This is a genomic window from Curtobacterium sp. ABR8 (assembly GCF_057812125.1).
In genome coordinates this window covers 2,344,972-2,369,049 of record NZ_CM173818.1, presented here as the reverse complement: position 1 = coordinate 2,369,049, position 24,078 = coordinate 2,344,972, and the positions used below count along the sequence as shown (strand labels likewise).

Genomic DNA, 24,078 nt, shown 5'->3' with positions numbered 1-24,078 from the left:
CCATGGCGCCGGTCAGTCCGCCACGGTGCCCGGCTCGGCTGTCCACGGAGCGATGGGGTTGCCGGACCACCGCGACCCGGTCGGCACCTGCTCGCCGCGCATCACGAGCGAGGCCGGACCCACCGTCGCGCCCGTGCCGATGCCCGCGGCGGGCAGGACGACGCTGTGCGGGCCGAGGGTCGCCCCGGCGTCGAGCCGGACCGTGTCGAGCTGCATCACGCGGTCGTGGAACAGGTGGGTCTGCACGACGGTCCCGCGCGCCACCGAGGCGCCGGCGCCGATCGTCACGAGGTCGGCCTCGGGGAGCCAGTAGGTCTCGAGCCAGGTGCCGCGGCCGATCGTCGCACCGAGGCTCCGCAGCCACGCCGCCAGGGCCGGGGTGCCGGTGGCCTGCTCGGCGAACCACGGCCGGGCGACCGTCTCGACGAAGGTGTCCTGCACCTCGTTGCGCCACACGAACGACGACCACAGCGGGTGCTCGCGGGCGGTGATCCGGCCGACGAAGACCCACTTCGCGATCGTCGACACCACCGCGGCGACGGCGCCGGCGACGATCAGCACCGGCCCGGCGAGCAGCACCGTCCACCCGACACCGACCGCGGACCACAGGGCGAGCAGCGTGCCGGCCACGCCGAGGGCGACGCCCGCGGACACCATCGGCGCCACGAGCCGCAGCAGCTCCCAGCAGCCGCGGGCGACCTTGAGTCGCACCGGCGGACGGAAGGTGCGCTCCTCGTCGAACTGCGTCGCCGCACGGCGGAGCCGCACCGGGGGCGAGCCGAGCCACGACGACCCGCGCTTGGCCTTCTTCGGCACGGCGGACAGGACCGCCACCAGGGCTTCGCGCGGTACCGAGCGTCCGGCGCCCGTCATCCCGCTGTTGCCGAGGAAGGCCCGCCGGCCCACCTTCGACCGGCCGATCCGCACCCGGCCCCCGCCGAGCTCGTACGTCGCGACCATGGTGTCGTCGGCCAGGAACGCCCCGGACGCGATCTGCGTCAGCGCGGGGATGAGCAGGACCGTGGAGATCTCCGTGTCCCGGCCGACCTTCGCTCCGAGCAGCCGCAGCCACACCGGCGTCACGAGCGAGGCGTACAGCGGGAACAGCAGCGTCCGGGCCGCGTCGAGCACCCGCTCCGTCGACCACGCCTGCCAGCCGATGCGCGAGCGCACGGGGTGGCGTCCCTCGTGCAACCCGATGCCGAGCAGCCGCACCGACCCCACCACGAGCAGGGCGTACACGGCCCCGGCGACCACGGTCGCGAGCGGCACCGTCGCGAGGGCGCGCAGGACGGCGTCACCGAGCGTCGGCGCGCGCCCGACCAGGGCGGCGGCGACCAGCAGCCCGACCGCGACACCGATCACCGGCAACCCGGCCACGGCCACGGAGCCGGCCCCGTACGCCAGCAGCCAGCGTCGACGCGACGGGGGACGGGCCTCCCGGCCGTGCCTGGCCGAGCCGACGCGTTCGGCGGGCGAACCCGCCCAGCGTTCCCCGGCGGGCACCCGGCCGGCGACGGCCGAACCGGCCTCGACCTCGGCGCCCGCGCCCACGTGCGCACCGGGCAGCAGCGTGGTGCGGCTGTGCACGACCGCGTCGTCCTCGACGCGGACCCGACCCAGTCGGAACACGTCGCCGTCCACCCAGTGCCCCGCGAGGTCGACCTCCGGCTCGATCGACGCACGCTTGCCGATCGTGAGCATCCCGGTCACCGGCGGGAGCGTGTGCAGGTCGACGTCGGTGCCGATCCGCGCCCCCAGCGCACGGGCGTAGTAGCTGATCCACGGCGCCCCGGCGGTCGAGGGGCCGTCGACCGCCTCGGCGATCCGCTCCGCCAGCCAGACCCGCAGGTGCACCGAACCGCCACGGGGGTGGTCGCCCGGCCGCACCCCGACGAGCAGCAGCCGGGCGAGCACGACCGTCACCGCCATCTTGCCGATCGGCGTCACGAACACCAGCAGCGCGACCACGAGTGCCGGCCAGGGGAGCACCGGCAGGAACGGCAGCGTGGTCGCGTGCAGCACCGCCGCGACCAACGCCGTCCACGTCAGGACCCGCAGCCCCCGCAACACCTGCACCGGCAGCCCGAGCACCGTCATCGCGAGCCCCGTCGCCGGCGGGACCGGGGCCACGTCGCGCGACGCCGCCGCGACCGGACCGGACTCGTCCAGCGCGGCCGCCAGCGCACCGATGCGCGGGTGGTCGTACACGTCCGCCACCGTCGTCGTCGGGAACCGCTCGCGGATCGCCGAGACGAGCTGCGCCGCCGTCAACGAACCGCCGCCGTGCGCGAAGAAGTCGTCGTCGACGCTCGACACCGGCACCCCGAGGATCGCCGCCCACCGCTCCGCGATCCAGGCGACGGTGTCCGGCAGCATCGCGGCGTCGGTCGCTCCGGGCAACGGCCACGGCAGGGCGGCACGGTCGACCTTGCCCGACGTCCGCGTCGGCAACGAGTCCACCACCGCGACGAGCGGCACGAGGGCAGCGGGCAGCTCCTGCCGCAACCGGGCGTTCGCGAGCGCGACGTCGACCGTGGCACCCGCGACCGGAGCCACGTACCCGACCAGCACCTGGTTCCCCGCAGGGGTCCGCTGCACCACCGCCGCACCACCCGCCACGTCGTCGAGCGCCTGCAGGGCCGCGTCGATCTCACCGAGCTCGATCCGCCGGCCCCCGAGCTTCACCTGATCGTCCGCGCGTCCCTGGAACACGAGTCCCTCGGGGTCGTACCGCACCAGGTCGCCGCTCCGGTACGCCCGCGCCCACCCGAGCTCCGGGAACGGCGCGTACTTCTCAGCGTCCTTCGCCGGGTCCAGGTACCGACCCAACCCGACACCACCGATCACGAGCTCCCCGACCCCACCCGGCTCCACCCGCTGCCCGGCAGCGTCCACCACCGCCAGGTCCCACCCGTCCAGCGGCAGCCCGATCCGGATCGGTTGGCTCCCGTCGAGCAGGGACCCGCACGCCACCACCGTCGCCTCGGTCGGCCCGTACGTGTTCCACACCTCACGGTCACGACTCGCGATGCGCGCCGCCAGCTCCGGCGGGCACGCCTCACCACCGAAGACCACCAGCCGCACCTGCTCCAACGCGTCGTCCGGCCACAGCGCCGCGAGCGTCGGCACCGTCGACACCACCGTGATCGTGTGCGCGATGAGCCACGGCCCCAGGTCCACCCCCGTCCGCACCAACGACCGCGGCGCCGGCACCAACGCGGCACCGTGCCCCCACGCCAACCACATCTCCTCGCACGACGCGTCGAACGCCACACTCAGCCCCGCCAGTACCCGGTCGCCCGGACCGATCGGCGCCGACTGCAGGAACATCCGCGCCTCGGCGTCCACGAACGCCGCAGCACTGCGGTGGGTGACCGCCACGCCCTTCGGCACGCCCGTGGACCCGGACGTGAAGATGATCCACGCATCGTCGTCCTCGTGGGGGAGTGCGGCGCTCGCCGCAGGGTCCGTCACGGGCAGTTCGCCGCCAACGCGGTCGCGCAGGACGCCGCCGGCTCCGATGACGCCCACGACGCCGGCCTCGCCGAACACCAGGGTCGCGCGTTCCTCGGGGTCGTCGGCGTCGACGGGCACGTACGCGGCTCCGGCGGCGAGGACGGCGAGGATCGACAGGTACAGGTCGCGTCCGCCGGAGGGGATCCGCACGCCGACCCGGTCGCCCCGTCGGACACCGCGCCGGGCGAGGTCGTCGGCCTGTGCGCGCACCAGGTCGAGCAGGGCGGCGTAGTCGACGGTGCCGGCGGGGTCCTCGAGCGCGGTGGCGGTCGGGTGGGTGGCCGCGGTCGCCGCGAGGACGTCGAACAGCGTCCGTGGCGCGGGGGCGTCCCCGCCGCGGGCGAGTTCGAGCTGCGCGTTCCCGGTGCCGGTGGTCATCGGTTCCCTCTTCCCGGCCGCGTGCAGGACGACCGGCCCGTGATCCTAGGGGGTCGAGGTGTCGCGCTCGGAAACAGACGCCCCGGCCCCGGTGCCGAGGTCCGCACGCGCCGCGTCGAGCGCCCGCGCGATCCCGATCGAGTCGTCGAGCGAGTGCACCGGCGACTCCGTCCGGCCGTCCGCCACGTACCGGGCGAGCGCCGCCGCCTGCCAGACGAGCCCCTGCCGACCCCGCAGCCCGGTCGGCTCCGACCAGCGGTCCTCCCCACCCCGGTGGTGCACCGCGAACGACGCCGGGAACACGAAGTGGTCGGTGTACCGCACGGTGGCCCGGCTGCCCGCGATGGCCGCCAGCCCCGGCGTCCACGCCGTCATCGACGTGGCCACCACGGCCTGTGCGCCACCGTCCGCCGTCGACACGGTGACGGACTGGAGGTCGACCCCGCGATCCGAGACCGCTCCCGTCGTGCTGCTGGTCACCGGGGCGCCGGTGGCGAACCGTGCGAACCAGTGCCCGTAGACACCGGCATCGAGGAGTGCGCCGCCGCCGGCGGCGGGGTCGAACATGCGGTCGGCCGGGTCCGGGTCGTGCGGCCACCCGACGTCCACGGTCGCGAGCCGGACGTCGCCGAGGGCGCCGTCCGCGAGCAGACGGGCGATCACCGTGGAGCCGGGCAGGTACCGGGTCCACATGGCCTCCATCGCCAGGACGCCCTCGGCCCGTGCGGCGTCGGCGAGGGTGCGGGTGTCCGCGGCCGAGGTCGTCATCGGCTTCTCGACGAGGACGTGCTTGCCCGCGGCGATCGCGAGCAGCGCGTGCCCGAGGTGCTGCGGGTGCGGGGAGGCGACGTAGACGACGTCGACGGTGGGGTCCGCGACGAGGGCCTCGTACGAGCCGTGCACCCCGGGGACGCCGTGGCGGGCGGCGAAGGCGGCGGCACGCTCGGGGGAGCGGGACCCCACGGCGACGACGCGCTGGTCGGAGTTCGCGTGCATCGTGGCGGTGAAGTCGTTCGCGATCTCCCCGGGGCCGATCACGCCCCACCCGAGCGCCGGCCCGCCTCGGAGTGCGTGGACCTCGGGCTCGGGGAACGTCATCGTCATGCCGGCACGCTACCGGGCGGACCCGACAGTCGTCGCGCGGCGTGGCGCCCCGGATCCGACCCGCGCGGCCCTGCGGTGTTGTTCTGGTGCCCCCAGGAGGATTCGAACCTCCGCCCCTGCCTCCGGAGGGCAGTGCTCTATCCCCTGAGCTATGGGGGCCAAGGGGTGGAACAACCGTAGCAGGTCCGGCGCGCGGTCCCGGACAGCGCGTGTCGCGCAGGGGACGCGACTGCAGGGCGGACGGGAGGCGCGGTGCGGGCCCGCCACGGGCCTCCCGTCCGCACGGTGCGCACGTCGCGGGGCCCGTGCGAGGTTCCGTGTTCCGTGCGGCGCTGTAGACGCGCACCGTGCGTGCAACTTCGCACCGGATGGCGGACCCGGCACCGTGCGCGGTCGTCGCTGCACGGGAGGCGCGGTGCGGGCGCGCCTCGGGCCTCCCGTCTGCACGGTGCGCGCGTTGCGGGCCCGTGCGAGGTTCCGTGTTCCGTGCGGCGCTGTAGACGCGCACCACGCGTGCAACTTCGCACCGGATGGCGGACCCGGCGCCGTGCGTGGTCGCGTCAGCCCGCGGCCGCGTCAGCCCGCCGGCGTCGCCGACGCCGTCGGCTGCAGCGCGGCGCGGACCGCGTCGACGACGGGCTGTGCACCGCCGGGCTCGGTGAACAGCGTCGACTGCGTGGTGATCCAGTACGGGTCCGCGAAGGCGTCCGCGCGGCCGACGTCGTCGTTCAGCGCGAAGTAGCCCTCGACGCGGTAGGTGGGGACCGAGCCGCCCCGGTCGTACAGGGCGTCCTTCAGGTTGGTGAGCGACTTCTCAGGCAGGTCGGCGACGGCGAGGGTGATCGTCTCGGTGTCGTCGTCGGTGGCGACGAACTGGCAGACGCGGCCCCGCTGCTTCGCGATGGTGGCGGCGGGGGAGCCCTTCGCCGGGGTGAAGGAGTCGTCGAGTGCGAAGGTCGTGCCGTACACCGACAGGGCCTCGGTCGGCAGGAGCTCGGCGCACGTCTGGGCCACCGCCGTGCCGACCGGGGTCGCACTGGGCGTCGGGTCGCTGTCGCCGCCGCTCGAGCAGGCCGACAGGGCGAGTGCTGCTGCGGCGGTGACGACGGCGACGGAGCACGCCCGGGCACGGCTTCGGGTGGTCATGCCGACATGATGGCCCATCGTCCGGCGTGCACCTGGGTGTCCCGGTAGACTCGTCCGCCGTGACTCCTGCCGAACTCTCCGCCGCGTACCTGTCGATCCTGACCGGGATCGTCGAGCGACGAGGCGCGTCCGAGACCGTGACGATCGGGGACTCCCACGTGGTGCTCGAGCGGCCGAAGAACCGCGCGCACGGCGACTGGGCCTCGAACGCCGCCATGCAGCTCGCGAAGCGCATCGGCACGAACCCGCGTGAGCTCGCGACGGAGATCGCCGGTGAGCTGACCGAGCTCGACGGCGTGGCCTCGGTCGACGTCGCCGGCCCGGGGTTCATCAACATCACGCTCGAGGCGGCGGCGGCCGGTGAGATCGCCCGCACGATCGTCGAGGGCGGCGAGTCCTTCGGGCGCGGCGACCTGTACGACGGCGTCCGGATCAACCTGGAGTTCGTGTCGGCGAACCCGACCGGCCCGATCCACATGGGCGGCGTGCGCTGGGCGGCGGTGGGCGACAGCCTGGCCCGCGTGTTCCAGGCGCAGGGCGGCCTGGTCACCCGTGAGTACTACTTCAACGACCACGGTGCGCAGATCGACCGCTTCGCCCGCTCGCTCGTCGCGTCGGCGCTCGGTGAGCCCACGCCGGAGGACGGCTACGGCGGCGCGTACATCTCCGAGATCGCGGCGCGTGTGATCGCGACGCTCGACCCGTCGACCGACGTCAAGGACCTGCCGCGCGACGAGGCGCAGGAGGTCTTCCGGCGTGAGGGCGTGGACTTCATGTTCGCGGACATCAAGTCGTCGCTGCACGACTTCGGTGTGGACTTCGACGTCTACTTCCACGAGAACGCCCTGCACGAGTCGAAGGCCGTCGAGCGCGCCATCGCCCGTCTGCGTTCGGCCGGCGTGATGTACGAGGCCGAGGGCGCCGAGTGGCTCCGCACGACCGACTTCGGCGACGACCGCGACCGCGTGGTCATCAAGTCCGACGGTGAACCCGCGTACATCGCCGGCGACCTGGCGTACTACCTCGACAAGCGCGAGCGCGGGTTCGAGCGCAACCTGATCATGCTCGGCGCGGACCACCACGGCTACGTCGGTCGGATGATGGCGATGTGCGCCGCGTTCGGTGACGAGCCCGGCACGAACCTCGAGATCCTGATCGGGCAGATGGTCAACCTGCTCAAGGACGGCGAGCCGATGCGCATGTCGAAGCGCAACGGCACCATCGTCACGATGGAGGACCTCGTCGACGCCGTGGGGGTCGACGCCGGCCGGTACTCGCTCGTCCGGTTCGCCAGCGACACCGCGATCGACATCGACCTCGACCTGCTCACGAAGCGGACGAACGACAACCCCGTCTTCTACGTGCAGTACGCCCACGCGCGCACCCAGTCGGTGGCCCGCAACGCCGAGGCGGCCGGAGTCGACCGGTCCGCGTTCGACGCCTCGCTGTTGACGCACGACTCCGAGGGCGCCCTGCTCGGTGCCCTGGCCGAGTACCCGCGCGTGGTGCGCCACGCCGCGGAGCTCCGTGAGCCGCACCGCATCGCCCGGTACATCGAGCAGCTCGCGGGCCTGTACCACCGCTGGTACGACGCCTGCCGCGTGACCCCGCTCGGCGACGAGCCCGTCACCGACCTGCACCGCACGCGCCTGTGGCTGAACGACGCCACCGGCCAGGTCGTCCGCAACGGCCTCGGCCTGCTCGGTGTGAGCGCTCCGTCCCGCATGTAGCGGAGCGCCCGTCACGAGCAGACGGCCGAGCCGTTGTCGTGACGCGCCCCCTGACGGTCATCGCGCCCCGGTGTGCGGGGGCGCGATGACCGTGGCGGGGCGCGATCGAGCGGGCCCGCCCCGCACCCCGCGGCACCGCGCCTCCAAGCAGGCTGACGGGACCACCTGGCAGGGTGGGAGGCATGTCCGCCGCCACCGAACGCCCCCGCAAGCGCCGCCGCTGGCCCGTCATCCTGATCGTGGTCGTCGTCGTGCTCGCCGCCCTCGTCGTGATCGCCGAGTTCGTGCTCCGCGGGGTCGTCGACCGCATCATCGCGCAGCAGGTCGAGCAGTCGCTGCCCGACGGCACCACGGGCCAGGTCGAGGCGCACGCCGACGGGATCGTCATCCCGCAGCTCATCGGCGGCACGCTCGACCGGGTCGAGATCTCCTCGTCGAAGCTCACCGTCGACGGCATCCCGCTCGCCGCCGACGTCACCGCGCGGGACGTCCCGGTGGACGGCAAGGGCGACGTGCGCGACGTCGACGGTACCGTCACGCTCGCGTCGTCGAGCGTGAAGGACCTGTCGAAGTACAGCCCGCTGTTCGACCGGCTCTCCCTGGTGGACGGCGGCGTCGAGCTGTCCGGCTCCACCGCGGTGCTCGGCTACGACATCACCTACGCGGCGAAGGGCGACGTGGTCGCGCAGGACGACGGCCGCGGCATCACGATCACCCCGAAGAGCGTGCGGATCACCAACTCGGACCTCGGCCTCAAGGTGGACTCGATCCCCGGCGTCACGAACGTGCCGGTGCAGGTCTGCACGGCGCAGTTCCTGCCCGAATCGCTCCGCGTGCGCTCGCTCGACGTCTCGAAGGCCGACGCGACGGTCCGCGTCACCGCGGACGCGCTGCCGCTCAACGAGGAGGGTCTGCAGACGGTCGGCAGCTGCGGCTGATCCCGTGGTTGCGTAACGCGGCCGGGAGGCCCGTCCAGCGTCGGTAGGATCGGGTCCCGTGAGCGAGAACCCCCTTGCACCGCCGCGACTGCGGTTCCCGACGGACGCCTCCGAGTTGGTGGACCGGATCTGGCCCGCGTCCGCGACGCGGACCGACGACGGCGACCTGGCCATCGGCGGTGTCACCGCGACGGACCTGGTCCGGCAGTACGGCACCCCGCTCTACGTCGTCGACGAGCGCGACGTGCAGTCCCGTGCGGTCCGGGTGCGCAACGCGTTCACCGAGGCGTTCGAGGGCATCGGCACCCGCGCCCACGTCTACTACGCCGGCAAGGCGTTCCTGACGACCCAGGTCGTGGCGTGGATGGCCGAGGCCGACCTGCGCGTCGACGTCTGCACCGGCGGGGAGCTCGCGGTCGCCCTGGCCGCCGGCATCGACCCGGCGATGCTCGGCTTCCACGGCAACGACAAGTCCGACGCCGAGATCGCCCGCGCGGTCGAGGTCGGCGTGGGCACGATCGTGCTCGACAGCCACGAAGAGGTCCACCGTGTCGCCCGTGCCGCCGCGGACGCCGGGGTCGTGCAGCGCGTGCGCATCCGGATCAACAGCGGCGTGCACGCGTCCACCCACGAGTACCTGGCCACCGCGCGCGAGGACCAGAAGTTCGGCATCCCGCTCACCGAGGCCGTGGCCGCGGCCGAGGCGGTGCGCGCCGAGTCATCGCTGGTGTTCGTCGGACTGCACTCGCACATCGGTTCGCAGATCTTCGACGAGTCCGGGTTCCGTGAGGCCGCTCGACGCCTGATGGACGTGCACGCGACCCTCGTCGAGACCGGTCCGGTACCCGAACTGAACCTCGGCGGCGGCTGGGGCATCGACTACACCGAGGCCGACTCCGCCTTCGCGCCCGAGGACGTCGCCGACGCCCTCGCCGCGATCATCGCCGAGGCCTGCGCCGAGCGGGACATCCCCGTGCCCGAGGTCGCGGTCGAGCCCGGTCGCTACATCGTCGGCCCGGCGGGCATCACGCTCTACCGCGTCGGGACGATCAAGCCCGTCACCCTCGAGACCGGCGACGACGCGGGCCACGCGACGCGCACGTACGTGTCCGTCGACGGCGGCATGAGCGACAACGCCCGCCCGGCCCTGTACGGCGCGGACTACACCGCTCGGCTCGCCCGGACGTCCGAGTCGCCGGCCGTGCTCACCCGCGTCGTCGGGAAGCACTGCGAGAGCGGGGACATCGTGGTGAACGACGAGTACCTGCCCGGAGACGTCCAGCGCGGTGACCTGCTCGCCGTCGCGGCCACCGGCGCGTACTGCTGGGCGCTGTCGAGCAACTACAACCACGTGGGCCGCCCGCCGGTCGTCGCCGTGGCGGACGGCGCAGCCCGTATCCTCGTGCGGGGCGAGTCGATCGACGACCTCCTCGCCCGCGACACCGGGGTCGTGCCCGTACCCCACGCCGGCACCGGCCGCTGACCCGATGAACAGGGCTCACCCCCACCGACAGGAACCACACCAGATGATCGAATACCGCAACGTCCGCGTCGCGCTGCTCGGGGCCGGCTCGGTCGGGTCCCAGGTCGCTCGGCTCCTGCTCGAGCACGCCGACGAACTCGCCTCCCGCGCGGGTGCCGGCCTCGAACTCGTCGGGATCGCCGTGCGCGACGTCGACGCCCCGCGCGACGTCGACCTGCCGAAGGACCTCTACACGACCGACGCGGAGTCGCTCATCCTCGGTGCCGACATCGTCGTCGAGCTGATCGGCGGCATCGAGCCCGCGCGCACGCTCGTGCTGCAGGCGTTGCAGTCCGGCGCGGACGTCGTCACGGGCAACAAGGCGCTCCTGGCCACCCACGGTCCGGAGCTCTTCGCGGTGGCCGAGCAGGTCGGCGCGCAGCTGTACTACGAGGCCGCCGTCGCCGGTGCGATCCCGATCATCCGACCGCTGCACGACTCGCTCGCCGGTGACCGCATCGAGCGGATCATGGGCATCGTCAACGGCACCACGAACTTCATCCTCGACCTGATGGACCGGCAGGGGAGCACGTTCGAGGACGCCCTGGCCACGGCGACCGAGCTCGGGTACGCCGAGGCCGACCCGACCGCCGACATCGAGGGCTACGACGCCGCGCAGAAGGCCGCGATCCTGGCCTCGCTGGCGTTCCACACCTCGGTGCCACTGGCTGCCGTGCACCGCGAGGGCATCACGTCGGTCACCATTGAGCAGGTCCGCGCCGCGCGCAAGGCCGGCTACGTCGTGAAGATCCTGGCGACCGCCGAGCGACTGACCGACGAGGACGGCCGCGAGGGCGTCAGCGCCCGCGTCTACCCGGCCCTCGTTCCGGAGTCGCACCCCCTGGCGAGCGTGCACGGTGCGAAGAACGCGGTGTTCGTCGAGGCCGAAGCAGCCGGCGACCTCATGTTCTACGGTGCCGGCGCCGGTGGCGTCGAGACCGCGTCCGCCGTCCTCGGCGACCTGGTGTCCGCCGCACGTCGGCACGTCATCGGCGGCCCGGGCGTCGCGGAGTCGACCCAGTCGGACCTGCCCGTCTTCCCGATCGGCACCGTCCGCACGCGCTACCAGATCACCTTGCACGTCACGGACGCCCCCGGCGTGCTGTCGACGGTCGCCGGCGTGCTCGCGAAGCACGGCGTGAGCGTCGAGACCGTCGAGCAGACCACCGCGGGTGCCTCCGAGGGGACGGCCGCGCTCGTCATCGGCACGCACCTGGCGCGCGAAGCCGACCTGGCGGACACCGTCCGCACGCTCCGCGGCGAGGACGTGGTCCTGGACGTGACCAGCGTCCTGCGCTTCGTCGGCGCCTGACGCACCACGGGCCTCCAGGCCGACCCCGAACCGAAAACCAGACCGACCCACCGGACAGAGAGAGAAGCCTGATGGCCCACCAGTGGCAGGGAGTCCTGCGCGAGTACGCCGACCGACTCGACGTGACCGAGGCGACGCCGATCGTCACGCTCGGTGAGGGCGGCACGCCCCTCATCCCGGCTCGTCGGCTCTCCGAGCGCACCGGCGCCGAGGTCTACGTCAAGTTCGAGGGCATGAACCCGACCGGGTCCTTCAAGGACCGCGGCATGACGATGGCGATCTCGAAGGCCGTCGAGCACGGTGCGAAGGCCGTCATCTGCGCCTCGACCGGCAACACCAGCGCCTCGGCCGCCGCGTACGCCACGCACGCCGGCATCACCGCTGCGGTGCTCGTGCCCGAGGGCAAGATCGCCATGGGCAAGCTCAGCCAGGCCGTCGCGCACGACGCGCAGCTGCTGCAGGTCCAGGGCAACTTCGACGACTGCCTCGACATCGCCCGCGACCTGGCCGCGAACTACCCGGTGCACCTCGTCAACTCGGTCAACAACGACCGCATCGAGGGGCAGAAGACCGCCGCGTTCGAGGTCGTCGACGTGCTCGGTGACGCCCCGGACTTCCACTTCCTGCCGGTCGGCAACGCGGGCAACTACACCGCGTACTCGCGCGGCTACCGCGAGGACGTGGCCGCCGGCCGCACGACGAAGCTCCCGCGCATGTTCGGCTTCCAGGCGGCCGGCTCCGCGCCGATCGTCCGCGGCGAGGTCGTCAAGAACCCGGACACCATCGCGTCGGCGATCCGCATCGGCAACCCGGCCTCGTGGCAGTTCGCCCTCGAGGCCCGCGACGAGACCGACGGCTACTTCGGGGCCATCTCGGACGAAGCCATCCTCGCCGCGCACCACATCCTGTCGGCCGAGGTCGGCGTCTTCGTCGAGCCCGCGTCGGCGATCGGCGTCGCCGGACTGCTCGAGCGCGCCGACGCCGGCATCGTGCCGAAGGGCGCGAAGGTCGTCATCACCGTCACCGGCCACGGCCTGAAGGACCCGCAGTGGGCCCTGCGCACCGAGGACGGCAGCGAGGTCACCCCGACGAGCGTGCCGGTCGACACCAAGTCGATCGCGGACGTGCTCGGACTGGTCTCGGCGCAGTGAGCCTCGACCGCTCGTCCGGACCGGGGGAGGGCGTCACCGCCCACAGTGCTGTACCGGCCGGACGGGCGGTCCACGCTGTGCCCGCCGGACGGGCCGTGCGCGTCCGCGTGCCGGCGACGTCCGCGAACCTCGGCCCGGGGTTCGACTCGCTCGGCCTCGCGCTCTCGCTGTACGACGAGGTCGTCGTCCGGGTCCGCCCGGAACCCGGCGCCACCGTCACGGTGCAGGGCGTCGGCGCAGGCGAGGTCGCCACCGACGACACGAACCTGGTCGTTCGCGCCGTCCGCCGCGGCCTCGAGCACGCCGGCGTCGACCAGCCCGGCCTCGAACTGCACGCCACGAACGCGATCCCGCACGGCCGTGGGCTCGGTTCCTCGGCGGCCGCGATCGTCGCCGGCCTGATGGCGGCCCGCGGGCTGCTCGAGGGCGTCGTCGACCTGGACGCCTCGACGCTGCTCAGCCTGGCCACGGAGATGGAGGGGCACCCGGACAACGTCGCCCCCGCACTGTTCGGTGGGCTCACCATCGCGTGGATGACGGCCGAAGGACCCGCCTACAAGCGGCTCCTGGTGCACCGCGGTGTCGCACCGGTCGTGTTCGTGCCGACGTCCACGCTGTCGACGAAACTGGCCCGCTCCCTGCAGCCCGAGAACGTCCCGCACGCCGACGCCGCGTTCAACGTCTCCCGCTCGGCACTGCTCGTCGCCGCGCTCATCCAGAGCCCCGAGCTCCTGCTCGCCGCGACCGAGGACCGTCTGCACCAGGCCTACCGGGCCAGCGCGATGCCGGAGACCGACGCACTGATCGGACTGCTCCGTCAGCACGGGCTCGCGGCCGTCGTGTCCGGGGCGGGACCGAGCCTGCTCGTGCTCGGCAGCGACCCGGCGCAACGGCTCACCGCCGCGGATCTCGTCGCCCGGCACGGGGAATCCGACTGGCGGGCGCTCATGCTGGCCGTCGATCTCGGTGGTGCTACAGTGGTGGCGCACTCGGCGCTCGAAGCCGAACCCGCGTAGTCGCTCGGACTGCTCGTGCCATGGGGTCCATCCCGTGGCCAGCTCCGACGCAGCGCAGGGTCCGGTGCGCGGGGGCACTCTCTTTCTGATCACCGAATCCCGGTCCGTCGTCTGAACGGCGGTCGATGCATACCCGTGCATCCGGGACGGTGGAAACTCTCCGCGTTCTGCGGTTCGAAAGGAAACACCGACCTTGACCGACAACAACTCCGCCCAGGTGGAGATCCCCAGCGACCTGCGCGCCCTCCGACTGCCGGAACTCCAGCGCATCGCCTCGTCGCTCGGCATCACCGGGCTCTCCAAGCTCCGCAAGGGCGACCTCATCGCCTCGATCGAGGACAAGCGCCCCGTGACGGACGACGCCCCCGCCGCGGCAGCGCCCGCCGCGACCCCCGTCACGGCCCCGGTGACCGAGCAGCCGACGCTGCCGGAGCCGGCAGCCGAGGCACCGACCGCTCCGGTCGCCGACCCCGAGGCCCCCGCCGTCGAGTCCGAGCCGGCCGCGCCGTCGCGTGCCCGCCGTTCGCGTCGTGCGTCGTCCGGTGGCACCGTGAACGCCGGCCCGACCTCGGCCGCCGAGCACACCAATGCCGGCCACACCGGCACCGAGGACCTGCTCGCGGGCCTCGACCAGGTGCGTGCCGAGAAGGACGCCCAGGAAGCCGCCCAGACGCAGACCGGTGGACAGCGTCGCGGCCGCGGCCAGCGCGGTTCCGACCAGCAGGCCCAGCAGCCGAACGAGTCGGCCGACCAGCAGACGCCGACCTCGGCACCTGCGCAGGACGACCAGCAGGCCCGGAACGACCAGCAGAGCACCGAGGGTGCGTCGCAGGAGCAGTCCGGTGCCGCCGACTCCGGCGAGCAGAACGACCAGAACGACCAGCAGGGCGAGGGCGGTTCGCGTCGCGGCCGTCGCAGCCGTGGTCGTGGTCGTGGCCGTGGGCAGAACGCCGAGAACGGCGAGCAGAACGGTGACCAGCCGCAGCAGGACGGCCAGCAGCACCAGCAGGGCGGCCAGCAGAAGCAGAACGGCGGCGACCAGCAGAAGCAGGGCGACGCCAAGCAGGCCGACGCCAAGCAGAACGACGCCAAGCAGCGCGACCAGAAGCAGGACGACCGCGCCGAGCAGAAGCAGCAGGCGGCCAACCAGCAGAAGCAGAACGGTCAGCAGAAGCAGGGCCAGCAGGCCCAGCAGAACGCCGACGACTCCGAGGGCGGCCGCAGCCGTCGCCAGCGGGACCGCAAGCGCGGCCGTGGCGGCCAGAACGACGACTTCGAGCCCGAGGTCACCGAGGACGACGTCCTGATCCCGATCGCGGGCATCCTCGACGTCCTCGACAACTACGCGTTCGTCCGCACCACGGGCTACCTGCCCGGACCGAACGACGTCTACGTCTCGCTCGGCCAGGTGAAGAAGTACCACCTGCGCAAGGGCGACGCCGTCGTCGGCTCGATCAAGCAGCCCCGTGACAACGAGCAGCAGAGCCGTCAGAAGTACAACGCGCTCGTGACCGTCGACTCGGTCAACGGCCAGACCGCCGAAGAGGCAGCGGCCCGCGTCGACTTCTCCGACCTCACCCCGCTGTACCCGAACGAGCGCCTGCGCCTCGAGACGGAGCCCGGCAAGCTGAGCACCCGCATCATCGACCTCGTGTCGCCGATCGGCAAGGGCCAGCGCGGCCTGATCGTCTCGCCGCCCAAGGCCGGCAAGACCGTCGTGCTGCAGGCCATCGCCAACGCGGTCGCGAAGAACAACCCCGAGGCGCACCTCATGGTCGTCCTGGTCGACGAGCGGCCCGAAGAGGTCACCGACATGCAGCGCACGGTGAAGGGCGAGGTCATCGCCTCGACCTTCGACCGTCCGGCCGAGGACCACACCACGGTCGCCGAGCTCGCCATCGAGCGCGCGAAGCGCCTGGTGGAGCTCGGCCACGACGTCGTGCTCCTGCTCGACTCGATCACCCGTCTGGGCCGTGCGTACAACCTGTCGACCCCGGCGTCGGGCCGCGTGCTCTCCGGCGGCGTCGACTCGGCGGCGCTCTACCCGCCGAAGCGCTTCTTCGGTGCGGCGCGCAACATCGAGGACGGCGGCTCGCTGACCATCCTCGCCACCGCGCTCGTCGAGACCGGTTCCAAGATGGACGAGGTCATCTTCGAGGAGTTCAAGGGCACCGGCAACATGGAGCTCCGCCTCAACCGTCACCTGGCGGACAAGCGGATCTTCCCGGCCGTCGACGTCAACGCCTCCGGCACCCGTCGCGAGGAGCAGCTGCTCTCCGCCGACGAGGTCAAGATCACCTGGCGTCTGCGTCGGGCCCTCGCCGGGCTCGACCCGCAGCAGGCCCTCGAGATCGTGCTGCGGAATCTCAAGGAGACGCAGTCGAACGTCGAGTTCCTGGTGCAGGTGCAGAAGTCGGTCCCGACGACCGGCGGCGCCCACCACAACGGTCACCAGGAGTAACGCGTGTTCGAGTCGGTGGCAGGGCTGCTGGCGGAACACGAGGACCTGACGCAGCAGCTGTCGGACCCCGCGCTCCACGCCGATGCGGCCCGGGCGAAGAAGGTGAACCGGCGCTACGCCGAGCTCAACCAGATCAAGTCCGCGTACGAGTCCTGGCAGGCGGCGGGGGACGACCTCGCCGCCGCCCAGGAACTCGCGCGTGAGGACTCGGCGTTCGCGGACGAGGTCCCCGGGCTCGAGGAGCAGTTGGCGGAGCGTCAGGAGCGTCTCCGCCGGCTGCTCATCCCGCGCGACCCCGACGACGGACGCGACGTGATCATGGAGATCAAGGGCGGCGAGGGCGGCGAGGAGTCGGCGCTGTTCGCGGCCGACCTCCTGCGCATGTACTCGCACTACGCCGAGACCAAGGGCTGGAAGGTCGAGCTCCTCGAGCGCACCGAGTCCGACCTGGGCGGCTACAAGGACGTCCAGGTCGCGATCAAGTCGAACACCACCGACCCGTCGCAGGGCGTCTGGGCGCACCTGAAGTACGAGGGCGGCGTGCACCGCGTGCAGCGCGTGCCGCAGACCGAGTCGCAGGGGCGCATCCACACCTCGACGACCGGCGTGCTGGTGTTCCCCGAGGTCGACGAGCCGGAGGAGGTCGCGATCAACCAGAACGACCTCAAGATCGACGTCTACCGGTCGTCCGGTCCCGGCGGCCAGTCCGTCAACACGACGGACTCCGCGGTCCGCATCACCCACCTGCCCACGGGCATCACGGTGGCGATGCAGAACGAGAAGTCGCAGCTGCAGAACCGTGAGGCCGGCATGCGCGTGCTCCGTGCACGCATCCTCGCGCGGCAGCAGGAGGAGCTCGACGCGATCGCCTCGGACGCGCGCAAGTCGCAGATCCGCGGGATGGACCGTTCGGAGCGCATCCGGACGTACAACTTCCCGGAGAACCGGATCGCGGACCACCGCACCGGCTACAAGGCGTACGACCTCGACCGCGTCATGAACGGTGCGCTCGAGCCCGTCGTCCAGTCCGCCATCCAGGCGGACGAAGAGGCACGTCTGGCCGCCATCGGCGACCAGGACGCGTAGCCCTGGAGGCACCGATCACCGCCGACACGCCCGTCACGTACGCCGCGGATCGCCTGCTCGAGCAGGCGGCCGCGGCGCTCGTCGCGTCCGGCGTCCCGACACCCCAGGTCGACGCGGAGCTGCTGCTCGCGTGGGCGACCGACACGTCGCGCGGCGCCGTGCAGGCCCGGGCGATGACCGGTGGCGCCATCGCGGCGGACCACGTCGAGCGCTTCCGGCACGCGATCGCGCGTCGGAGCACCCGCGAACCCCTGCAGCACATCACCGGGCAGGCGTACTTCCGCGCGCTGACCCTGGCGGTCGGGCCCGGGGTCTTCGTGCCGCGGCCCGAGACCGAGGGCGTCGTGCAGTTCGGCATCGACGCGCTCCGGACGGTCGCGGTGCCGGCGCCGATCGCAGTCGACCTCGGTTCGGGCAGTGGTGCGATCGCCATCGCGATGGACACCGAGGTGCCGAACGCCGTGGTCTACGCGGTCGAGGCCTCGCCCGAGGCACTGCCCTGGACCCGTCGGAACGTCGACGCCCACGGCGGCACGGTGCGACTCGTCGAGGGTGACCTGGCCGACGCGCTGCCCGAACTGGACGGCACGGTGTCCGTCGTGGTGTCGAACCCGCCGTACGTGCCGGACGACGCGGTCCCGATCGATCCCGAGGTGCGCGACCACGACCCCGCGATGGCGCTGTACGGCGGACCGGACGGCCTCGACGCCGTGCGTGCCCTGGCCGAGACGGCGTGGCGGCTGCTCGTTCCCGGCGGGGTGCTCGTCATCGAGCACGCCGAGCCGCAGGGCGCCGGCGTCCGCGACGTGCTCGCGCGCCGGGGGTTCCGGACCCCGGAGACGCACGTCGACCTGACGGGACGCGACCGCACGACCACCGCGACGCGGTAGCCGGACGCACCACGGGCCTCCCGGTCGGTGTGTCGGTCAGGCGACGGCGGAGGCCTCGCGCTGCTGCGCGACGAAGGCGCGGACGTGCTCGCGCAGGTCGGTGTCGCGCTCGACCAGGACGGCGTGGATGCCGACGCTCCGGGCGCCCGCGATGTTCTCGGGCATGTCGTCGGCGAAGAACGTGCGCTCGGCGGGCACGCCGTGGTGCTCGACCGCGCGGAGGAAGACCTCGGGCTCGGGCTTGCGGGCGCCGAAGTTGCTCGACGTGTCCAGGTGCTCGCCGAACAGCCCGGGCAGCGAGGGTGCCCACCGGTGGATCCACCGACCGGCGAGCGGCCCGTTGTTCGTGAGCAGGCCGACACGCCCGTGCTCGCTCGCGATGCGGACGGCCTCGATGCGCTCGGGCAGCTCGGTCATGGCAGCACCGCGGATCCGCGCCCACTCGGACTCGGGGACGTCGCACTCCATGGCCCGCTCGAACGCGGCGAGGTACTCGTCACCGTCGGCGAAGCCACCGGCCTCGGCACGCATCTCGTGGCCGCAGTCCCACCAGCGCCGGCGGAGCTCCGCGAACTCGTGTCCGGTGAACTCGGAGAGTGCGGCCATCCGCACCTGCCAGTCGTACCGGACCAGGACGTCGTCCATGTCGAAGAGGAACAGGAGGTGGGGCGCAGGGGTCTCGTTCACGATGTCCTCCATTGTGTCGCACTATCATCGTCGAGTCATGGCATCCCGATACGACTGCACCGACTCCGACGGGCTCCTGACCGGGATGCGGCTCGCACGTGCCGCCCTCGGGCGCGGAGACCTCGTCGTCGTCCCCACCGACACCGTCTACGGCCTCGCCGCGGACGCCTTCAACGCGGCCGCCGTCCAGCGGCTGCTCGACGCGAAGGGCCGGACGCGGCAGTCGCCGCCGCCGGTGCTCATCCCCGGCCCGCCGACGCTCGACGCGCTCGCGAGCGACGTGCCGCAGCAGGTGCGCGACCTCGTCGCCGAGTTCTGGCCCGGCGGGCTGACCGTGATCCTGCGGGCACAGCCGTCGCTCGACTGGGACCTCGGCGAGACGCGGGGCACGGTCGCCCTGCGGATGCCGGACTCGCGGATCGCGCTCGAGCTCCTGCAAGAGGTGGGTCCGCTCGCGGTCTCGTCAGCGAACTCGACCGGGGACCCGGCCGCGATGGACGTCGATGCCGCCGAGCGGATGCTCGGGGACAGCGTCGCCGTGTACCTGGACGGTGGCGCCATCGGCGCGCACGAGGGCTTCGAGGCCTCGACCGGGTCGACGATCGTCGACGCGACGGGGCTGTCGGACGGCGGGAAGCTCCGCATCGTCCGGCACGGGGTGATCTCCGACGACGAGATCACCCGGGTCGTCGGAGCCGACCTCGTCGGATGAAGTACTACCTGCTGGCGGGGGCGATCGCCGCGGTCGTGAGCTTCCTGGTCAGCGTGCTCGTCTGGAAGCTCGGGCTGAAGTACAAGTGGTACCCCCAGGTCCGCGAGCGGGACGTGCACCGCACGCCCACGCCGCGCCTCGGCGGGATCGCGATGTACATCGGCGTCATCGTGTCGCTGCTGGCGGCGTGGTTCCTGTTCCCCTCGATCGCGGGGACCGACTACTTCCGGCTGGTGTTCTCCGAGCCGGGCCGCGTGTTGGCCGTGCTCGGGGGAGCGACGATCATCGTGGTCCTCGGTGTCGCGGACGACATCTGGGACCTCGACTGGATGACGAAGCTCGCGGGGCAGATCATCGCCGCGGGCATCCTCGCCTGGCAGGGCGTGGCCATCGTGTCGCTGCCGATCGGGAACACCCTGGGGGTCGGCTCGTCGTACATGAGCCTGATCTTCACGGTGCTGGCGGTGGTGCTCGTGATGAACGCGGTGAACTTCATCGACGGACTCGACGGCTTGGTCGCGGGGGTCGCGATCATCGCCGGCGGGGTGTTCTTCCTCTACACGTTCTTCATCAACCGCGTGGTCGTGCAGACCGAGTTCTTCTTCAACCTGCCGTCCCTGCTGACGGCGGTGCTCGTCGGGTCCTGCTTCGGGTTCCTCATCCTCAACTGGCACCCCGCGAAGCTCTTCATGGGTGACGCCGGAGCCCTGCTCGTCGGCTTCCTGATGGCCACGAGCGCGGTGTCGGTCACGGGCAACATCGATCCGGCAGCGGTGCAGACACGCCAGGCACTGCTGCCGGCCTTCATCCCGATCCTGCTGCCCTTCGCGATCCTGATCGTGCCGATCCTCGACTTCGGCCTGGCGGTCACCAGGCGGCTCAGTGCCGGGAAGTCCCCGTTCTCGGCCGACCGCAAGCACCTGCACCACCGCCTGCTCGACATGGGGCACTCGCACTTCCACGCCGTGCTGATCTTCTACGCGTGGACCGCCACCGTCGCGGTCGGGTGCCTGCTGTTCCTGTTCGTCGACTGGTACTGGGTGGTCACCTTCGTCGCGGTCGGCTTCACCGTGTGCGCGGTTGCCACGTTCGCGCCGCTCGGCCGGAAGCGGACCGAGATCGCCGCCCAGACCGCCAACCGCTCCGCCGCCGTGGTGGACGCCAGCCTCGACCCGCTCGACCGGGCCGCCAACGACCGCACCATCCCAGGAGACATCACGTGACCGCACCGAACGCGCTCGACCACGTCCGGCCGGTGTTCCGCCGCATCATCACCTGGGGAGCGGTCCTCGCCGTCGCCCTGGCGATCGTCGGGGGAGTCGTGGGACTGCTCGTCGCCGACACTCCCGGGCTCGTCGGCGGCCTGCTCGGTGCCGTGCTCAGCGTCGTGTTCCTCGGGCTGACCGCCGTCAGTGTCCTCGTCGCGCTGCGCGTCTCCAAGGGACAGATGATCTCGGGTGCCTTCTTCGGCATCGTGATGGGCACCTGGCTGCTCAAGTTCATCGTCTTCATCGTGCTGCTCGTGGCGCTGAAGGACCGCACCTGGGTGGACTTCCCGGTGCTCGCGATCGTGATCATCGCGGGTGTCGTCGGGTCCCTGGTCATCGACGTCGTCGCGGTGGCGAAGGCCCGCATCCCGATCGGCGTGCAGCTGCCCGGCGACGGGGCCGATGGCTCCGCGGACGCTGAGAACCCGACCCCCCGCAACTGAGAAGCCGGGAAGCCTCTCGCACCTGATAGGCTTCTCGGAGTCCGCCACCGGAGCCTTTCGCTCGGAGCGGGCAAGCCTCCACAACGTCCACCATCGCGTGCCATGATGTGCGCGCGCCGACACAGGAGACAGCGCTGCTATCCCACGCTCTTCCCCTGTCCCTCTCTGCTGCGGTTGACACCGTTGCGGCGGGGAGCAGCAAGGCCGCCGAGTTCCATGGTCCGTCGATCAACGAGTTCTTCCCGGATGCGATCTTCTTCGCCGGGACGCCGTTCGAGATCGATCGGGTCGTCCTCATCCGCTTCTTCGCCGTCGCCGTGCTCCTGGTGTTCGCCTTCGTGGGAACCCGCGCGCTGAAGCTCGTCCCGAACCGCGGTCAGGCGTTCATCGAGTACGCGTTCGACGTCGTTCGTCGCAACACCTTCGACAACCTCGGAGAGAAGGACGGCAAGCGATTCCTGCCGCTCCTGGCGACGATCTTCTTCGGCGTGCTGTTCATGAACCTGACCGGTCTGATCCCCGGCATGAACCTCGCCGGCACCAGTCGCATCGCGATGCCGATGATCCTCGCGATCGTCGCCTACGTCGCGTTCATCTACGCGGGTCTCCGCAAGCACCCGGGCACGTTCCTCCGGAACTCGCTCTTCCCGCCCGGGGTGCCGTGGTTCCTCTACATCATCGTGACGCCGATCGAGCTCGTCTCGACGTTCGTGCTCCGTCCGGTCACGCTGACGCTGCGACTCCTGATGAACATGGTCGTCGGGCACCTGCTGCTCGTCCTGTTCTTCTCGGCCACGCAGTTCTTCTTTTTCGACGCTTCGCTCGGCTTCAAGGCCTTCGGCGTCGGGACGCTCGCGTTCGGCATCGCGTTCAGCTTCTTCGAGATCCTCGTCGCGCTGCTGCAGGCCTACGTCTTCATGCTCCTCACCGCCGTCTACATCCAGCTGGCGCTGGCTGACGAGCACTGATTCCTCACTGACCCCCTACGGGACCGGCAACCGTCGGACCCGCACCTCGAAAGGAAAACACGTGGACGCAACGACCGTTCTCGCGGAGATCAACGGCAACATCGCGACGGTTGGCTACGGCCTCGCTGCGATCGGCCCGGCCATCGGTGTCGGCATCGTCGTCGGCAAGACGATCGAGTCCGTCGCCCGCCAGCCCGAGCTCCAGGGCCGCCTGACGACCCTCATGTACATCGGTATCGCCTTCACCGAGGCCCTGGCCTTCATCGGCATCGCCACGTACTTCATCTTCACCAACTAAGGTTCCTCGATGCACAACGCACTCATCATCGCGGCGGAGGAGACGCACAACCCCCTCATTCCGCCGGTGTACGACATCGTGTGGTCGTTGGTTGCCTTCGTCATCATCTTCTTGGTGATGTGGCGTGTCGTCACGCCGCGCATCACGAAGATGCTCGATGAGCGCACCGAGGCCATCGAGGGTGGCATCAAGAAGGCAGAGGCTGCTCAGGAGCAGGCCGCTGCTGCGCTCGACGAGTACAACAAGCAGCTCGCCGACGCCCGCTCCGAGGCGTCCCGCATCCGCGAGCAGGCCCGCGCAGACGCCACGGCGATCGGCAACGAGGTCCGCGAGCAGGCAGCGGCCGATGCAGCACGCATCACGGCCAACGCCCAGGCGCAGATCGAAGCCGAGCGCCAGAGCGCCGTCCAGTCCCTCCGGTCCGAGGTGGGCACCCTTGCCCTCGACCTCGCGTCCGGCGTGATCGGCGAATCGCTCAAGGACGACGCCAAGTCGTCGGCAGTCGTCGACCGCTTCCTCGCCGACCTCGAGGCCTCGCAGGCCACGAAGACGGGGGAGCACTGAGCATGCGCAGCGCTACCAGAGAAGCACTCGCGTCCACCAGGGCGGTGCTCTCGGACCTCGGTTCGAGCGCCGACCTGGCCGCGGGTGCCGAGATCCTCGCCTCCGGGCGTGCGATCGCCGGTGCGCCGCAGCTGCTCGGGCTGCTGTCCGACCCGACGGCCGACCCGGCCGGCAAGAAGGTCCTCATCGACCGCGTCTTCGCCGGCCAGTCGAACGCGACTCGTGCGGTCCTGACCGCGGTGGCCGGCTCGCGCTGGTCCTCGCAGCAGGACCTGCTCGCAGGCATCGAGGACGCGGGCATCCGCGCCGTCGCCGCCACCGCGGGTCCGGGCTCGCCGATCGAGTCCGAGTTGTTCGCCTTCGAGACCGCCGTCCGTTCGGACGCCGGCCTCGAGCTGGCACTCGGCACGAAGCTCGGTAGCCCGGCACAGAAGGGCGCGCTCGTCGAGCGGCTCCTCGGCCCGAAGGCGTCGCAGCAGACCGTGACCATCGTCTCCGCGCTCGTGCAGCAGCCTCGCGGCCGCCGCATCGGTGAACTCGTCCGCGATGCCTCGCGCATCGTGGCCGAGCAGGACGGCAAGCTCGTCGCGACCGTGGTCACCGCCACGGCACTCACGACCGCCCAGTCGGCACGCGTTGCACGCGGTCTGGCCGAGCGCTACGGCAAGGACATCAGCATCAACCAGGTCGTCGACCCCACGGTCGTCGGCGGGGTCCGGGTGCAGATCGGCGGCGACGTCATCGACGGCACCGTGTCCACGCGGCTCTCGGAGCTCCGGCTCCAGCTCGCCGGCTAGGCGTACGGTCGAAGCCGCTCCTCCCAAGTCCACAACGGGAACTGCCGAGTCCGGCAGCGTCACCCTCTCGGAGCCGAAGGGCCCCGGA

General features: G+C 71.7%; 20 protein-coding genes and 1 tRNA gene. 16 read left to right on the top strand and 5 right to left on the bottom strand.

Annotation, left to right across the window (positions count from 1 at the left end; all coding sequences use genetic code 11):
* Window positions 1–12: 12 nt before the first annotated feature.
* From ACXKZB_RS11285 to ACXKZB_RS11270, 4 genes are all read right to left on the bottom strand, one after another.
* Window positions 13–3,897, bottom strand: coding sequence for a Pls/PosA family non-ribosomal peptide synthetase (locus tag ACXKZB_RS11285; RefSeq protein WP_488823177.1), 3,885 nt, complete (start codon window positions 3,895–3,897; stop codon window positions 13–15).
* A 45-nt stretch (window positions 3,898–3,942) separates the two neighbouring features.
* Complete coding sequence (locus ACXKZB_RS11280; protein ID WP_488823176.1) at window positions 3,943–5,001, bottom strand: Gfo/Idh/MocA family protein; 1,059 nt, start codon at window positions 4,999–5,001, stop codon at window positions 3,943–3,945.
* An 84-nt stretch (window positions 5,002–5,085) separates the two neighbouring features.
* Window positions 5,086–5,160 (bottom strand) — tRNA-Arg (locus ACXKZB_RS11275).
* Window positions 5,161–5,577: 417 nt separating this feature from the next.
* The gene (locus ACXKZB_RS11270; RefSeq protein ID WP_488823175.1) at window positions 5,578–6,147 is read right to left on the bottom strand and encodes a hypothetical protein; all 570 of its coding nucleotides are present in this window, start codon (window positions 6,145–6,147) and stop codon (window positions 5,578–5,580) included.
* A gap of 59 nt (window positions 6,148–6,206) precedes the next feature.
* Between ACXKZB_RS11270 and argS the strand changes: the two genes are divergently transcribed.
* The 9 genes from argS (at window position 6,207) to prmC (ending at window position 18,253) form a co-directional block, all read left to right on the top strand.
* On the top strand, window positions 6,207–7,877 hold the full coding sequence (gene argS, locus ACXKZB_RS11265) for an arginine--tRNA ligase (RefSeq protein ID WP_340196393.1): 1,671 nt from the start codon (window positions 6,207–6,209) through the stop codon (window positions 7,875–7,877).
* Between the two features lie 182 nt (window positions 7,878–8,059).
* A complete protein-coding gene (locus ACXKZB_RS11260; protein ID WP_488823174.1) occupies window positions 8,060–8,815 on the top strand; it encodes a hypothetical protein in 756 nt (251 codons plus the stop codon).
* A 58-nt stretch (window positions 8,816–8,873) separates the two neighbouring features.
* Window positions 8,874–10,298 carry a diaminopimelate decarboxylase gene (gene lysA, locus ACXKZB_RS11255; RefSeq protein WP_488823173.1) on the top strand — a complete coding sequence of 475 codons (1,425 nt, stop codon included), beginning with the start codon at window positions 8,874–8,876 and terminating at the stop codon, window positions 10,296–10,298.
* A 43-nt stretch (window positions 10,299–10,341) separates the two neighbouring features.
* A complete protein-coding gene (locus ACXKZB_RS11250) occupies window positions 10,342–11,649 on the top strand; it encodes a homoserine dehydrogenase (protein ID WP_194651548.1) in 1,308 nt (435 codons plus the stop codon).
* 71 nt (window positions 11,650–11,720) lie between these two features.
* Window positions 11,721–12,800 (top strand): threonine synthase, encoded by a 1,080-nt coding sequence (gene thrC / locus ACXKZB_RS11245; RefSeq protein WP_222657846.1) that lies wholly within the window; start codon window positions 11,721–11,723, stop codon window positions 12,798–12,800.
* Between the two features lie 77 nt (window positions 12,801–12,877).
* Window positions 12,878–13,816: a homoserine kinase gene (gene thrB / locus ACXKZB_RS11240; protein WP_111084152.1), complete on the top strand. Its 939-nt coding sequence runs from the start codon at window positions 12,878–12,880 to the stop codon at window positions 13,814–13,816.
* 193 nt (window positions 13,817–14,009) lie between these two features.
* Entirely contained in the window at window positions 14,010–16,277 is a 2,268-nt protein-coding gene (gene rho / locus ACXKZB_RS11235; RefSeq protein ID WP_488823172.1) for a transcription termination factor Rho, read from the top strand.
* Window positions 16,278–16,280: 3 nt separating this feature from the next.
* The gene (gene prfA / locus ACXKZB_RS11230) at window positions 16,281–17,363 is read left to right on the top strand and encodes a peptide chain release factor 1 (RefSeq protein WP_111083862.1); all 1,083 of its coding nucleotides are present in this window, start codon (window positions 16,281–16,283) and stop codon (window positions 17,361–17,363) included.
* Between the two features lie 14 nt (window positions 17,364–17,377).
* Window positions 17,378–18,253 (top strand): peptide chain release factor N(5)-glutamine methyltransferase, encoded by an 876-nt coding sequence (gene prmC, locus ACXKZB_RS11225; protein ID WP_488825886.1) that lies wholly within the window; start codon window positions 17,378–17,380, stop codon window positions 18,251–18,253.
* 36 nt (window positions 18,254–18,289) lie between these two features.
* Here prmC and ACXKZB_RS11220 read toward each other — a convergent pair whose 3' ends face one another.
* Window positions 18,290–18,940, bottom strand: coding sequence for an HAD family hydrolase (locus tag ACXKZB_RS11220; RefSeq protein WP_488823171.1), 651 nt, complete (start codon window positions 18,938–18,940; stop codon window positions 18,290–18,292).
* 37 nt (window positions 18,941–18,977) lie between these two features.
* Here ACXKZB_RS11220 and ACXKZB_RS11215 point away from each other — a divergent pair, with 37 nt between their 5' ends.
* The 7 genes from ACXKZB_RS11215 to ACXKZB_RS11185 all read left to right on the top strand — a co-directional run bounded on the left by ACXKZB_RS11215 (window position 18,978) and on the right by ACXKZB_RS11185 (window position 23,990).
* A complete protein-coding gene (locus ACXKZB_RS11215; RefSeq protein WP_222657842.1) occupies window positions 18,978–19,652 on the top strand; it encodes an L-threonylcarbamoyladenylate synthase in 675 nt (224 codons plus the stop codon).
* Complete coding sequence (locus tag ACXKZB_RS11210; protein ID WP_123312394.1) at window positions 19,649–20,875, top strand: MraY family glycosyltransferase; 1,227 nt, start codon at window positions 19,649–19,651, stop codon at window positions 20,873–20,875. Before ACXKZB_RS11215 ends, ACXKZB_RS11210 begins: the two co-directional genes overlap by 4 nt.
* Window positions 20,872–21,363 carry a Cg1360 family ATP-synthase-associated protein gene (locus tag ACXKZB_RS11205; protein WP_111083867.1) on the top strand — a complete coding sequence of 164 codons (492 nt, stop codon included), beginning with the start codon at window positions 20,872–20,874 and terminating at the stop codon, window positions 21,361–21,363. The genes ACXKZB_RS11210 and ACXKZB_RS11205 overlap by 4 nt, the downstream gene beginning before the upstream one ends.
* A gap of 107 nt (window positions 21,364–21,470) precedes the next feature.
* A complete protein-coding gene (gene atpB / locus ACXKZB_RS11200; RefSeq protein ID WP_333925860.1) occupies window positions 21,471–22,331 on the top strand; it encodes a F0F1 ATP synthase subunit A in 861 nt (286 codons plus the stop codon).
* A gap of 61 nt (window positions 22,332–22,392) precedes the next feature.
* Complete coding sequence (gene atpE / locus ACXKZB_RS11195) at window positions 22,393–22,629, top strand: ATP synthase F0 subunit C (RefSeq protein WP_027465781.1); 237 nt, start codon at window positions 22,393–22,395, stop codon at window positions 22,627–22,629.
* A 9-nt stretch (window positions 22,630–22,638) separates the two neighbouring features.
* The gene (locus tag ACXKZB_RS11190; protein ID WP_222657840.1) at window positions 22,639–23,193 is read left to right on the top strand and encodes a F0F1 ATP synthase subunit B; all 555 of its coding nucleotides are present in this window, start codon (window positions 22,639–22,641) and stop codon (window positions 23,191–23,193) included.
* Between the two features lie 2 nt (window positions 23,194–23,195).
* On the top strand, window positions 23,196–23,990 hold the full coding sequence (locus tag ACXKZB_RS11185) for a F0F1 ATP synthase subunit delta (RefSeq protein ID WP_222657839.1): 795 nt from the start codon (window positions 23,196–23,198) through the stop codon (window positions 23,988–23,990).
* Window positions 23,991–24,078 lie beyond the last annotated feature (88 nt).